This is a genomic window from Planctomycetota bacterium, from assembly GCA_016872555.1.
GTDB lineage: Bacteria > Planctomycetota > Planctomycetia > Pirellulales > UBA1268 > F1-20-MAGs016.
This window is the reverse complement of the sequence record VGZO01000021.1, coordinates 59,038-71,387: the sequence shown is the minus strand read 5'-3', so window position 1 is coordinate 71,387 and position 12,350 is coordinate 59,038. Positions and strand designations below refer to the sequence as shown.

Here is a 12,350-nt window from a genome sequence, read left to right as displayed (position 1 = left end):
GCACGCTACGCTCGACCTGGAACTGAAGCGTGACGGCGATCTGGCAGTTGCCCACCTTGCCGAGCGTGCCGCTGTACTGCCGGGACACGCCCACCGAATGCTTGCCCTGCTTGACGAAGCCCGTGTCATCGATGATCAGCACGCCTTCCGTGCCAAAGATGCGGCCGATACGCCGCCGCATGTTTTCCTGAACCAGCGAGTCCTCCCAGTTGCTCTGGTTGATGAACTGCTGGAGTGCCTGGACGTAGTCCTTCTCCGGCTGATCAATCGCGGTGAGCCGACCGGCCATCGGCTCGATGCTCTTGCGATCACCGTCGAGCAAGAGCCCGCGGAGATAGGTCGAGCACCAGTGTTTCCGCTCACTGCGTCCGATGCCGGCGGCGACGTCCTCGACGAACGCCTGCATCTCGTTCTTCAGTTTGTGAAGCTTCCGTGCATTCATGGCCGGAAGCATGACGACAAAACTCATCTGGCTCAAGATCAGCTAACGTTGTAGTACTAGAGGGGCGTCGACACGCCCCCCTGCTCCGCCCCGGAGGCAATTTCTTTTGCCTCCGAGGTGTTTCCCATGTTTCGTCTCAATGACTCTGCCGGCAACGCCGGCTCGCCTTCTTCCGATCCGTCTCCTGTTCCCCCTGCCCTCCGCCGCGGCGGCGGCCGCGTCCGGGGGCCTGACTTCGGTCTCCCCGAGCGGGCGGGCCTGTTGGGCCTCGCCCGTACCTACCTCGAGGCCCAGGCCCGGCACTGGCCTGAGCTCGTGGGCACTCAGGCGGTGCCGGCGGTCAGCGCCGCCACGATCGAGGCGATGGCCGACGACTTTATCCGCCGGTTCCGGGGCGACCTGACCGAGGTCTTCGAGCCTGCCGGCACGCCGCGGGCCTGGGCGTCGCTCGGCGTCGCCTACGTCCGCTTCAGCGACGAGAACTCGAATCCCCGCTCGCTCGACCAGCAGCTGGGGAACGTCCTCAGGCGGGCCCAGCAGGAGCAGATCTTCATCCCCTGGCCCTACGTCCTCGCCGACGCCGCCGTCAGCGGCACCCTCGCCTGCCGCGGGGGCTACGCCATCGCCAAGACGCTCCTCGAGCGCCGTGACGACTCGGGCGTCGCCTGGTTCCTGTTCGACGATCTCTCCCGGATGAGCCGCGACACGATCGAGTCGCTGAAGCTCGGCGAGCTGGCCCGGGAGACCGGTGTACGGGTCGTCGGGGCCAGCGACGGCTTCGACAGCGCCAACCCGCAGTCGTCATTCCTGCTCCCTGTCCTCGGCAGCATGAACGAGGCGTTCATCACGCAGCTCAAGTCGAAGGTCCACCGCGGCATGGACGACGCCTTCCACCGCGGCGACAACATCCACCCGCCGGGAGCCGGCTACCGGCTCGTCGATGTGCGCGACTCGAATGGCAACCTCCTCATCACCCACAAGAACACGATCGAGAAGCGCGTCGAGGTCGATCCCGAAGCCGCCGACTGGATCCGCCGCGGCGCGGAGATGCTGGCCCACGAAGGGAAGAGCCCTGGCGACGTCGCCCGGCTCTTCAATCAGGAGCGGGTCGCCGGCATGAACAGCTGGAGCGACGGCCGCATCCGTGATCTCTACCGCCGCGAGCGGCTCGTGGGGGTCGACGTGTTCCGAAAGACCCGTCACGTCGTCAACAAGCAGACGGGCAAGCGGCGGGTCGAGACGCTGCCCGAGAAGAACTGGCTCAGGCGGGAGGTCCCCCACCTGCGAATCCTCTCCGATGCGTTGGCAAGCACCGTGAAACAAAAACTCGGCCAGGGCGCGGCGGCGTTCGGCAGGAAGGCCAGGCGTGGCGACGACCGACCCCATCGCGTCGACCTCTACCCGAAGCTGCTCATCCGCCCGATCTGCGGCTGCTGCCAGACGCCGATGAGCCTCGGGCGCGCGGCGGGCAAGTACCGGAGCCTCGTCTGCCTCAATTCGATCCACGGCTCCAAGGGCTGCACGAACCGGGGCTACAAGTCCGAGCGGATCATCAACGAGGCGGTCCTCGGCCGGGTGATGGCGGTGCTCTTCACCGACGACTTTCTCGACCGTCTCACCGAGGAGGTCAACGGCGAACTCTCGCGGGCGATCCGCCGGCCTGCCGCGTCGACCAAGCCGCTCGAGCTGGAGATCGCCAACCGGGAGCGGCAGGTGGCGGGCTCACTGCCCGGCTCGACCGGGTGGACGACGACCGCGGGCTCGACGCGATCTTCGACCGGGTCCGGGAGATGGAGCGGGAGCTGACCGCGAAGCGGGAGGAGCTCGCCACCCTCCAGCAGCGGAACCGCCGGCCGCGCGTCGGCCGAGTGAAGCGTCAGGACGTCGTGGCGGCCCTTGGGAGGCTCCGGGAGCTGCTCCAGGACGACGTGGGCGTCGCCGCCGGCGTCCTCAAGTCCTTGATCGGCGACGTCGTCATCGACGCGGTGCCGGTCGAAGGAGAGGCCAAGCCGCGGATGGTGGCCCGGTTCACGATCAACGCCGTCCCGGCCCTGGCGGAGCTCGGCCGGCAGAAGAAGCCTTCCGACGGCGGCGACGATGATCCAACGGACAGCGTGTGGGAGTTCCTATATGGTGACCGTTGGATCCTGCCCGAAACATCCGATTCGAGCATCCTCGAGGTCTTCGTGCCGCTCTCACGGCCGCTGAAATACGAGCTTCTCCTGCCGCAGATCGCGGCGCTTGCCGACGCCGGGGCGGGGATCGACCTGATCACGCGGGCCCTGGGCATCAGCGCCGACGTCGTCCGCGACGCCCTCCACCTCCACACCACGGGCAAGCACCCGCCCAAGCGGATCGATCCCCGCCGCGGCCGGCACCGGCGAAAGGCCGACCCCACCTGGCTGCCGCCATACAAACTGATCTCGGCGGAGGTGGACCGGCGGCGGAAGGCGGGCGAGAGCTTCGACGAGCTTGCGCGCGTGATGGGCTATAGCCGCGGCACGATCGTACGGGCCTACGACTTCGCCAACCGGGCGGAAGCCCTCGACGCGGCACGGCAGGGGCTGACGCCCGATCGACCGACGTGGCGGAGCGAGCCATCCTGACGGCGACGAAGGGAGGGGACACCGGCCCTCGCCCCGACCTCTTCAACAAAGATCAGGCTCCCTTGCCCTTGCCTTTGCCCTTCTTCGGCTTGATCTCCGTGATGCCACGATCGGCATTCGCAATGGCCTACCCCGGAGTAGATTCAACCCATCCCCAGCGCTGCACTTTTCGACCGCCCCGCGCTGCATTTTTCAACCGGCGTTCACAGCGGTGTCGGTGGGGGCGTGCCGTCGCAATTGCGGCAGCTTGTCGCGTGACCGTCTACCCATTGGAGTGCCCTGCAAAAACCGGAAACGGGTAAACGGGTAATTACCCGTTTGCCTACCCGATAAAACGGTTGCTGCCAGACGGCACTGCCGAACGACGGCAGGAAGCACGTGAACCAAAAACAGCTTCAATCTGCGAGCATTGAAGCCATCTGCCAACCAGTCGGGGCGACAGGACTTGAACCTGCGACCTCTTGACCCCCAGTCAAGCGCGCTAGCCAGACTGCGCCACGCCCCGATTCAGCCCCGCGGACGGTGCAACGGGCAACCGTCCGGCTCTTCGCCGGCCGCCGCGGCCACTGGCTCGACGCCAGCCACCCCGGACCCACTCGCACCACTCCCGCAGGACCGCCACACTATCGCACAGCCGCCTCCGCACGGCAACACGCGTTCCCCCGCACGCCGACCCGCCCCCACGCAGACCGCGCCATGACCACCGCACCGCTCGCCGGCGCCACGATCCCGGCCGACCCGTTCGCCGTGCGGCTGGCCGCCGCCGTCAAGGGCCGCCGCACCCCGGCCTGCATCGGCCTCGATCCACGCCACGACAGCCTGCCCCCCGCCCTCCGCGCCGCGAGCCCCGGCGACGCCGCCGCGGTCGCGCGGGCATTTGCACGGTTTTGCACCGAGGTGATCGACGTCGTCGCGGGGCTCGTGCCGATCGTCAAGCCGCAGTTGGCCTGCTTCGAGGCGATCGGCCCGCACGGCATGGCGGCGCTGGCCGACGTGATCGCCCACGCCCGGTCGCGCGGGCTGCTCGTGCTCGCCGACGGGAAGCGCAACGACATCGGCTCGACCGCCGAGAGCTACGCCGCCGGCTGGCTCGGCGGCCCGTGGGGTACCGACGCGCTGACCGTCAATCCCTACCTCGGCCTCGACGCCCTCGAGCCGTTCGTCAAGGCGGCGACGGCGCGGCACGCGGGAGTGTTCGTGCTGGTGAAGACGTCGAACCCCGGCAGCCGCGACTTCCAGGATCTCGAGATCGGCGGCAAGACGATCTACGACCATGTCGCCGCCGGCGTCGAGGGATTCGCCGCGGCGACGAGCGCCGGGGCGCGCTATGGCGCCGTCGGCGCCGTCGTCGGCGCCACCTGGCCGCGGCAGCTCGACGCCCTCCGCGCCGCCATGCCCCACGCCTGGATCCTCGTCCCCGGCTTCGGCCGCCAGGGCGGGCGCGCCGCCGACGTGCGCGGTGCGTTTCACGCCGACGGCCTGGGGGCGCTGGTCGTCAGCGCCCGCGACGTGATCTTCGCCCACGCGCGGCCGGAGATGAACGCCGGCCTCGCCGACAGCCAGTGGCAGACCGCGGTCGACCGCGCCTGCCACGACATGATCGACCGCCTCGCGGCCGACACCCCCGCCGCCAGCCTCCGCACCTGAACCGGGCCGCAGCCATGCCCGCGCCCCCTTCCGACGGGATCGCGCGGCGCCACGACCTCGACGCGCTGCGCGCCTTCGCGATGCTCCTGGGGATCGCGCTCCACGCGGCGATGTCGTTTTTTCCATCGCCGTGGCCCGTCCAGGACTCGCGCCAGAGTCCGCTCTACGGCCTCGCCATCGGGCTGGTCCACGGCTTCCGGATGCCGCTGTTTTTCCTCGTCAGCGGCTGCTTCACGATGCTCGTCTACCGGCGCCGCGGCCTGGCCGCCCTTCTCCGCCAGCGCGCGGCGCGGATCCTCCTCCCCCTGGTAGTGTCGCTGGTCACGGTGCTGCCGCTGCTGTGGTGGGCGGCAGTGTGGGTGCAGAAGCCGTCGCGGGCAGCGGCCGCGCCCGAGACGCTCGCCGCGGCGATCCGCGCCGCCGACGGCGCGGCGATCGAGCGGCTGCTCGCCACACCAAGCGACCTCGCCGCCGGGGACGCGGAGTTTTTCCTGCCGCCGCTCCAGTGGGCCGTGCTCGTCGGCGACGAGGCGCTCGTGCGCCGGCTCCTCGACGCCGGGGCCGACGTCGCCGCCGCCGACCGCCAGGGCAACACGGCTCTGCATTCCGCCGCTTTCATGGGGCGGCCGGCGATCGCCCGGCTGCTGGTCGAGCGCGGTGCCGATCCCGCCGCGCAGAACGTCACCGGCCTGCGGCCGATCGACTCGACGACGGCAGACCGCGGCACGACCGAATTCATCGTCGGCCTGTTGCGCCTGCCACCGGTCGATGCAGATTCGCTCGCCACCGGCCGCGCCGCGACGCGCGACTGGCTGGCCGCGATCGGCCCGGCGCCGGCAGCGGCACCGGCGCGGGCCAGCACGCTCGTCGAGCGCTACCGGGCCTGGCTGTCGTCACCACGGTTCACGGTTCAGCTCGGCCGCCGGCCACTGGGGCTGTTCACGACGCCGACGCTCCATCACCTGTGGTTCCTCTGGTATCTGTGCTGGCTGGTGGGAGCGTTCGCGATCTGGGCACGGGTCGTCGATAAGGGCCCGGGGAGTGGCCGCGCGGGCGTGTGGTGGATCCCGCTCACGCTCGTGCCGCAGGCGTTCATGGGGGAACTGTTCGGCCCCGACACGGCCACCGGGCTGCTCCCCGCTCCCCACCTGCTCCTGTATTACGGTCTGTTCTTCGCGTTCGGGGCGGCGGCGTTTTCCCGTGGCGACGGCTCGTCGCCACTGCTCGACGCGTGCGGCCGGTGGCCATGGTCGATGCTGGCGCTTGCCGTCGTGATCGCCTTCCCCGTCGGGTTCGTCTCCGGGGCGCTGCGGCCGCTGGGGGTGGCCGCGCAGGCGGCCTACCCGTGGTTGGTGTCGCTGGCGCTGGTCGGGCTGTTTGGGCGCTGGTGCAGCCGGCCTCGGCCAGCGGTGCGGTTTTTCGCCGACGCGGCGTACTGGATGTATCTCATGCACCTGCCACTGGTGATCGCCGGCCAGGGGATCGTGCGCGACTGGCCATGGCCGGCAATCGCGAAGTTCCTCCTCCTCAACCTGGCCGTCACGACCATACTGGCGGTGAGCTACTGGCTCGTCGTCCGCGACACCTGGATCGGCCGGTTGCTGTCGGGGCCGCGGCGGGCACCGGCCGCCTGAACCCCGGACCAGCACCATGCCGGTTTTCGACTACCGCTTTACCGTCGCCGCGCCGATCGCCGCGGTCCGGGAGTTTCACCGCGACACCAGCGCCCTCAAGCGCCTCACGCCACCGCCGACGATCGTGCAACTGCACTCGATCGAGCCGCTCGCCGAGGGGTCGGTGAGCCGGTTCACGCTGTGGGTCGGCCCGCTGCCGCTGCGGTGGACCGCGGTCCACCGCGACGTCCACGCCGACGGGTTCACCGACGTGCAGGCCGCCGGACCGGCGGCGAAGTGGGAACACACGCATTCGTTCGTGGCCCTGTCACCCGACACGACCGAGATCCGCGAGCACATCGAATACGAGCACAAGCGCGGGGCGTGGGGGCTGGTGACGCGGGCGCTGTTCTCGAAGCCGAACCTGTGGTTCATGTTCGGCTATCGGAAATTCGCCACGCGGTGGTGGCTGCGCCGGCGCGGCTGAACGAACCCGCGCGGGCCTCGGGCGCTCGCCGGCGTGGCAGCCCCAGCAGCCCGTCAGCCCTTTTCGTCGGGTGCCTGGAGCCAGCAGGCGAGCGTCGGATCCCAGGAGAGGACCTCGTCGGCCTTGAAGTAGATCGCGATCTCGCGGGCCGCCGACTCGGGGGAGTCGGAGGCATGGACGAGGTTCATCTGCCGGCTCGAGCTGTAGTCGCCGCGGATCGTGCCGGCGGCCGCCTTGAGGCCGCTGGTGGCGCCGAGGATCTCGCGGATCACGCGAACCGCCTCGGGGCCCTCCATCACCGTGGCGACCACGGGGGCGCCGGTGATGAATTGCTCGAGCGCCGGATAGAAGGGCTTCGACACGTGCTCGGCATAATGCTGCCGCGACATCGCCGGGGTGACCCGGAGCATCTTCATGGCGAGGAGCCGCAGGCCCTTGTCCTCGAAGCGGGCGAGGATCCGACCGAGGAGCCGCCGCTCCAGGCAATCGGGCTTGAACATCACGAACGACCGCTCCATCGCACGCTCCTTGGCTGGCTTCGACGCGGCCCCGACGACGGGCCGCGGGCGGAAGTCTACAACGCCGCCGCCGGGGGACGAAGGGTGGGCCGGCCGGTCACGGCATGGCAATGGCCGTCATGGCTGGTCAAGCCGGATCGTGCCGTCGCGCACCGCGAGGAGGAAGTCGCGGTTCCCCGGAAGCAGATCGGGATCGGCAAGCATCTCCTCCTCCGACAGCCAGAGGATCTCGGCGACCTCCACGGGGTGGGGCACGAGGTCGTCGTCGCCGACGAGCCGCACGGTCCACCAGGACAGTGCCGTCCCCCAGGTCGTCACGCTCGACCAAACCCGCCCCGTCGCCTCGACCGTCGCCCCGAGCTCCTCGCGGCACTCGCGCTCGACCGCCGACTGCTCCCCCTCGCCGGCCTCGACGTGTCCACCGGGGAAGCAGATCCGGCCGCCGGCGGCCACGGTGGCACCGCGCCGGATGGCGAGGTAGCGCCCGCCGCGGGCTGCGACCGCGACCACGCCGCGGGGCTGCCGACGCACTGGATCAGGGGACGCGTTCATGGGCCGTTTCCATCCGGGCCCCGTACACTACACTTTGACGCCCGTCTTGTCCCCCTGCCCCGCCGGATCCCCCCCTGCCCATGGATGCCCCGCAGCGTCCCAAAGGTTCGTCCTCGCAGCGCCCCACCCTCGGCAAGCCGCTGGGGACGCCCGCCCTGATCATGCTGCTCCTCGCCGGACTGGCGATGGTGGCCTTGCTCGTGCGCGAGCAGGCGTCGATGCCGGCGGCGATCAGCTACGACGAGTTCGTCCGCGAGGTCAAGGCGGGCCATGTCGCGACGGTGCAGATCTCGGGCAACATCCTCACCGGTGAATACCGGGGGACGGCGGAAAGCACGCCATCGAGTGCCATCGGCGCCGCCCCGAAGACGTTTCGCACCGAACTGTCGAGCTACCTCGGCCGCGGGCTCGACGACCTGCTTTTGGCGCACGACGTGAAGACGATCGTCCGTCAGCCGACCGACGGGACAGGCTTCCTGATCGGCTTGTACATGCTCGGGTTCCTCGTCCTGATGGGCCTGATGTGGACGATGCTGCGCCGGGCACGCGACCCGCTCGGCGGCACCGGCTTCCTCGGCGGCTTCAGCCGTTCGCCGGCGAAGCGCTACTCCCCGGCCGACAAGCAGATGACGTTCGCCGACGTCGCCGGGCTCGACGGGGTGAAGGAGGATCTCAAGGAGATCGTCGAGTTCCTCAAGGATCCGCAGAAGTTCCAGCGCCTCGGCGGCCGCGTGCCCAAGGGGGTGTTGTTGATGGGCCCGCCGGGCACCGGGAAGACGCTCCTGGCCCGGGCCGTCGCCGGCGAGGCCGGGGTGCCGTTCTTCTCGATCTCGGGCTCCGAGTTCATCCAAATGTTCGTCGGGGTGGGCGCGTCGCGCGTGCGCGACCTGTTCAAGACCGCCAAAGATGCCTCGCCGGCGATCCTGTTCATCGACGAGATCGACGCCGTCGGGCGCCACCGCGGCACTGGCCTCGGCGGCGGTCACGACGAGCGCGAGCAGACGCTCAACCAAATCCTCTCCGAGATGGACGGCTTCAGCCCGACCGAGAGCGTGATCGTGCTGGCAGCCACCAACCGCCCCGACGTGCTCGATCCGGCGCTGCTCCGCCCCGGGCGCTTCGACCGGCACGTCACCGTCGACCGCCCCAATCAGAAGGCCCGCCTGGCGCTGTTCAAGGTCCACACGCGCAACGTCCCCCTGTCGGCCGACGTCGACCTCGACCGGCTCGCCGCGGCGACCGTCGGCCTCACCGGCGCCGACATCCGCAACCTCGTCAACGAGGCCGCCTTGTGGGCGACGCGCCACGACAAGCTCGCCGTCGAGCCGGCCGACTTCGACTTCGCGCGCGACAAGGTCCTGATGGGGCCGAAGCGCGAGGAGGTGCTCACCGGCCACGAGAAGACGCTCACCGCCTACCACGAGGCGGGCCACGCCCTGGCCGCGTGGCTGCTCCCCGGCGTCGACAAACTCCACAAGGTGACGATCATCCCGCGGGGGCGGGCGCTGGGCGTGACGCAACTGGTCCCCGAAGAAGACCGGATGAACATCGGCGAGCACGACCTTACCAACCGGCTGGTGTTCATCCTCGCCGGCCGGGCTGCCGAAAAGCTCGCCTGCGGTGAATACTCGGCCGGCGCCGAGAACGACCTCGTGCAGGCCACGCGTCTGGCCCGGCGGATGGTGGCCCACTGGGGGATGAGCGAGAAGGTCGGGCCGGTGGCCTGCCACGTGTCGGACGAGCATCCGTTCCTGGGACGCGACGTCTACGAGCAGCGCGAGTTCAGCGAGCACACGGCGCGGATCATCGACGACGAGGTGTCGCGGATCCTCCACGACGCGGCCGAGCGGGCCAGCCGGCTGCTCTCCGAAAACCGTGCCAAGCTCGACGCCCTCGCCGGCGAGCTCGAGGAGCGCGAAATGCTCGACGACACCGAGGTGGTGGCGATCGTCGGCCCGGCGGCACCGCGCCGACCCCCGCTCGCCTCCCCCGGCTCGGCGCCGGTTCAGGCGGCGCGCGACGGCCGCAGCGACGCCTGAGCCAGTGGGCCGTTTGCCGGGGGCTCGACGTGCCGACCAGCCCCAAGGCGGCGATCAAAGCCGGCCTCGATCGGGGTGTCGTGAGCGAGTCGGAATACCAGCCTGCCCTCGACATGATCGCCGATCGAAACACCTGGAGCCACGTCTATCGGCAGTCGATGCTCCCGACGATTCTGAGCCGACTGCCTGCGTATCACTCCCTCATGCAGGCCGTCGCCGATCGGCTGAGTGCAGCCGACCGGTGACCCCATCGATCACCAAGATTCTGCCCCAGGAGACGTTGTCCGTATGGCCGCGCTGTCGCATGCCGTGTATTTCACGCTCAAGGAACGAACCCCTGCCGCGGCGGCGCGGCTCGTCGAGGGCTGCCGGAAGTGGCTCACCGGCCATCCCGGCACGATCTTCTTCTCGGCCGGCACGGTCGCCGACTACGACCGGCAGGTGAACGACCGCGACTTCGACGTCGCCCTGGTGATCGTGTTCGAGTCACCCGCCGCGCACGACGCCTACCAGCAAGCGCCGCGGCACGATTCGTTCATCGCCGAGCACTCCCCGTCGTGGGCCAAGGTCCGCGTCTTCGACGCCGACCTCGCCGCCCACGAGTAGCCCGGCAGCACGCCGCGACTGTCCGTGGACAAAGCCAACCATGGCCTTTGTCCACTCCGGCGACCGCGGGAAACGCCGAGGGTTTCCCGGGTCGCCTTCGGCCGCATCCCGCGGCCGATCACGTTGTCCACGGTCTGCTACACGACCCCGACACGCGACAGCGCGATCGCCCCGCCGAAGCACACGGCCACGTCGCCGTCGGCGCGGCGCGGGCGGCGGTGGTAGTCCGACGCCCAGCGCCAACCGCCGTCCACCTCCCGGTAGGCCAGCGCGAACGGCGACGGATCGACCGGGCACTCGACGAGCTGCGGCGCGGGAGCAGCCTCGGGAAGGACGGGGAAGTTGACGTTCCAGAACGTCCCTGCCCCCGGGACCGCGGCCGCGATCCGGCGGAACACCCGCTCCAGCCACGCCGCCGACCGCTCCCAGTCGACGTCGCCGTCGGGGCGCACCAGCTGCGAGACGGCGATCGCCGGCCGGCCGTGGAGCGCCGCCTCGCGCGCCGCCGCGACCGTCCCCGAATGGTGGACGTCGACGCCGAGGTTGCCCCCGCGGTTGATCCCCGAGAGCACCAGATCGACGTCGGGGGCGAGCTTCCCCAGCGCCACGCGGACGCAGTCGGCCGGCGTGCCACCGATCCGGTAGCGCGCCGGACCCTCCTCGGCGACCGACAGCGGCGCGTGGGTGGTGACGCGGTGGCCGCAGCCGGAGTGGCACTCGGCCGGGGCGACGACGACCAGATCGCCCCCGAGCGTGGCGGCGGCGCGGGCCAGTGCCGCGAGGCCCGGCGCGTCGATGCCGTCGTCGTTGGTGAGGAGGATCCGCATCGGGGCTTCCTGGCCGTGGTGAACCGGACGACCCGATTGTGCCCCGCCGCGCCGGCCCGCGGCAAACGGCCGCGGGCTCAGTGCGGCGCGGCCGCGGCCAAGGCCGCGAGGATCGCCCCGACCCCCGCGGCCGCCTCGGCGGCAGCCCGGCAGACATCCTCGGCGAGCGTCTTGTCGGGGGCGTCGGGGCGGGCGACGTTGGTCACGACCGACACCGCGGCAACGGCCAATCCGAGCCGCCGCGCCGCCGTCACCTCGGGCACGGTCGACATTCCGACGACATCGGCGCCGCTGGCGCGGAGCCAGCGGTATTCGGCGCGCGTCTCGTAGCTCGGGCCCGAGAGGAGCACGTACACGCCTGCCCGGGCGCGGGCCCCGGCGCGGCGCGCGGCCGTGAGGGCCGTCGCGACCAGCGCGGGGTCGTAGGGGGTCGAACCGGCGCCGCGCCCCACGACGGTCGCGGCCGGGCCGAGGGCACCGGTCCAGTCGCGGCGGACGAGATCGACGTGGCCGGTGAGGACGACCAATTCCCCCGGCACCATGTCGGGGCGGAGCCCGCCGGCGGCGTTGGTGAGGAGCACCGTCCGGCAGCCGAGGGCCGCGAGCAGCTCGATCGCGCGGACGAGCGTCTCGGGGGGATGGCCCTCGTAATGGTGGACGCGCCCCTGGAGGATCGCGACGCGCGTCCCGGCGAGCACGCCGGCGACGATGCGGCCGGCATGGCCGGTGGCGCGCGACTGCGGCAGCCAGCCGGTCTCGGCGGAGGTGAGCGTGCGGCGCTCGGAGAGCAGTCCGACCAGATCGCCCAAGCCGGTGCCGAGCACGACCCCGAGCGCGCACGGGCCGCCGAGCCGGTCGCGGAGTCGGTCTGCAGCCTCCACCGCCCCGGCGCGGGGGCGCAGGTTCGCGCCCGGCGATCGCTCCTCAGCCATACGCGCCCTCCCGCGCGGCGCCGTCACCCCGGCCGGGCGGGGATCGCGGCTGTCCCTTTGCCGCCGCGCGGCCGGCATCAT

13 protein-coding genes and 1 tRNA gene are annotated in these 12,350 nt (G+C 70.8%); 8 read left to right on the top strand and 6 right to left on the bottom strand.

From position 1 onward, the window contains the following. Positions 1–469, bottom strand: a 469-nt coding sequence (locus FJ309_09160) for a transposase (GenBank protein ID MBM3954767.1), incomplete at its 3' end; no start/stop codon positions are given. A gap of 99 nt (positions 470–568) precedes the next feature. On the opposite strand from FJ309_09160, the gene FJ309_09155 reads away from it, so the two are divergent. After that, complete coding sequence (locus FJ309_09155) at positions 569–2,248, top strand: recombinase family protein (protein MBM3954766.1); 1,680 nt, start codon at positions 569–571, stop codon at positions 2,246–2,248. Continuing rightward, a complete protein-coding gene (locus tag FJ309_09150) occupies positions 2,185–3,048 on the top strand; it encodes a DHH family phosphoesterase (GenBank protein MBM3954765.1) in 864 nt (287 codons plus the stop codon). Before FJ309_09155 ends, FJ309_09150 begins: the two co-directional genes overlap by 64 nt. Positions 3,049–3,478: 430 nt before the next feature. Here FJ309_09150 and FJ309_09145 read toward each other — a convergent pair. Beyond that, positions 3,479–3,553: transfer RNA gene (locus tag FJ309_09145), tRNA-Pro, on the bottom strand. Positions 3,554–3,744: 191 nt separating this feature from the next. Between FJ309_09145 and pyrF the strand changes: the two genes are divergently transcribed. From pyrF to FJ309_09130, 3 genes are read left to right on the top strand one after another with little or no spacing between them, the layout of a single operon-like run. Then, positions 3,745–4,695: an orotidine-5'-phosphate decarboxylase gene (gene pyrF / locus FJ309_09140; protein MBM3954764.1), complete on the top strand. Its 951-nt coding sequence runs from the start codon at positions 3,745–3,747 to the stop codon at positions 4,693–4,695. Between the two features lie 14 nt (positions 4,696–4,709). Further along, entirely contained in the window at positions 4,710–6,329 is a 1,620-nt protein-coding gene (locus FJ309_09135) for a hypothetical protein (protein MBM3954763.1), read from the top strand. A 16-nt stretch (positions 6,330–6,345) separates the two neighbouring features. Continuing rightward, positions 6,346–6,795: a hypothetical protein gene (locus tag FJ309_09130; protein MBM3954762.1), complete on the top strand. Its 450-nt coding sequence runs from the start codon at positions 6,346–6,348 to the stop codon at positions 6,793–6,795. 53 nt (positions 6,796–6,848) lie between these two features. Here the strand turns inward: FJ309_09130 and FJ309_09125 are convergent, their stop codons facing one another. Then, the gene (locus tag FJ309_09125) at positions 6,849–7,313 is read right to left on the bottom strand and encodes a nucleoside-diphosphate kinase (protein MBM3954761.1); all 465 of its coding nucleotides are present in this window, start codon (positions 7,311–7,313) and stop codon (positions 6,849–6,851) included. 117 nt (positions 7,314–7,430) lie between these two features. Further along, positions 7,431–7,865, bottom strand: coding sequence for an NUDIX domain-containing protein (locus FJ309_09120; GenBank protein MBM3954760.1), 435 nt, complete (start codon positions 7,863–7,865; stop codon positions 7,431–7,433). 80 nt (positions 7,866–7,945) lie between these two features. Here FJ309_09120 and hflB point away from each other — a divergent pair, with 80 nt between their 5' ends. The 3 genes from hflB to FJ309_09105 are packed head-to-tail and all read left to right on the top strand — an operon-like array spanning position 7,946 to position 10,510. After that, positions 7,946–9,904 (top strand): ATP-dependent zinc metalloprotease FtsH, encoded by a 1,959-nt coding sequence (gene hflB / locus FJ309_09115; GenBank protein ID MBM3954759.1) that lies wholly within the window; start codon positions 7,946–7,948, stop codon positions 9,902–9,904. Further along, positions 9,901–10,149: a hypothetical protein gene (locus tag FJ309_09110; GenBank protein MBM3954758.1), complete on the top strand. Its 249-nt coding sequence runs from the start codon at positions 9,901–9,903 to the stop codon at positions 10,147–10,149. Before hflB ends, FJ309_09110 begins: the two co-directional genes overlap by 4 nt. Positions 10,150–10,192: 43 nt before the next feature. Continuing rightward, complete coding sequence (locus tag FJ309_09105) at positions 10,193–10,510, top strand: Dabb family protein (GenBank protein MBM3954757.1); 318 nt, start codon at positions 10,193–10,195, stop codon at positions 10,508–10,510. 137 nt (positions 10,511–10,647) lie between these two features. On the opposite strand, the gene surE is transcribed toward FJ309_09105, so the two are convergent. Beyond that, positions 10,648–11,337 (bottom strand): 5'/3'-nucleotidase SurE, encoded by a 690-nt coding sequence (gene surE / locus FJ309_09100; protein MBM3954756.1) that lies wholly within the window; start codon positions 11,335–11,337, stop codon positions 10,648–10,650. Between the two features lie 77 nt (positions 11,338–11,414). Beyond that, positions 11,415–12,350 carry a purine-nucleoside phosphorylase gene (locus FJ309_09095; protein MBM3954755.1) on the bottom strand — a complete coding sequence of 312 codons (936 nt, stop codon included), beginning with the start codon at positions 12,348–12,350 and terminating at the stop codon, positions 11,415–11,417.

What these genes read in the sequence shown, in the direction of transcription:
- FJ309_09155 (MBM3954766.1), top strand. Translation starts at nt 569, where the DNA reads ATGTTTCGTCTCAATGACTCTGCCGGCAACGCCGGCTCGCCTTCTTCC.
- pyrF (MBM3954764.1), top strand. Translation starts at nt 3,745, where the DNA reads ATGACCACCGCACCGCTCGCCGGCGCCACGATCCCGGCCGACCCGTTC.
- FJ309_09135 (MBM3954763.1), top strand. Translation starts at nt 4,710, where the DNA reads ATGCCCGCGCCCCCTTCCGACGGGATCGCGCGGCGCCACGACCTCGAC.
- FJ309_09130 (MBM3954762.1), top strand. Translation starts at nt 6,346, where the DNA reads ATGCCGGTTTTCGACTACCGCTTTACCGTCGCCGCGCCGATCGCCGCG.
- FJ309_09125 (MBM3954761.1), bottom strand. Translation starts at nt 7,313, where the DNA reads ATGGAGCGGTCGTTCGTGATGTTCAAGCCCGATTGCCTGGAGCGGCGG.
- FJ309_09120 (MBM3954760.1), bottom strand. Translation starts at nt 7,865, where the DNA reads ATGAACGCGTCCCCTGATCCAGTGCGTCGGCAGCCCCGCGGCGTGGTC.
- hflB (MBM3954759.1), top strand. Translation starts at nt 7,946, where the DNA reads ATGGATGCCCCGCAGCGTCCCAAAGGTTCGTCCTCGCAGCGCCCCACC.
- FJ309_09105 (MBM3954757.1), top strand. Translation starts at nt 10,193, where the DNA reads ATGGCCGCGCTGTCGCATGCCGTGTATTTCACGCTCAAGGAACGAACC.
- surE (MBM3954756.1), bottom strand. Translation starts at nt 11,337, where the DNA reads ATGCGGATCCTCCTCACCAACGACGACGGCATCGACGCGCCGGGCCTC.
- FJ309_09095 (MBM3954755.1), bottom strand. Translation starts at nt 12,350, where the DNA reads ATGATGCCGGCCGCGCGGCGGCAAAGGGACAGCCGCGATCCCCGCCCG.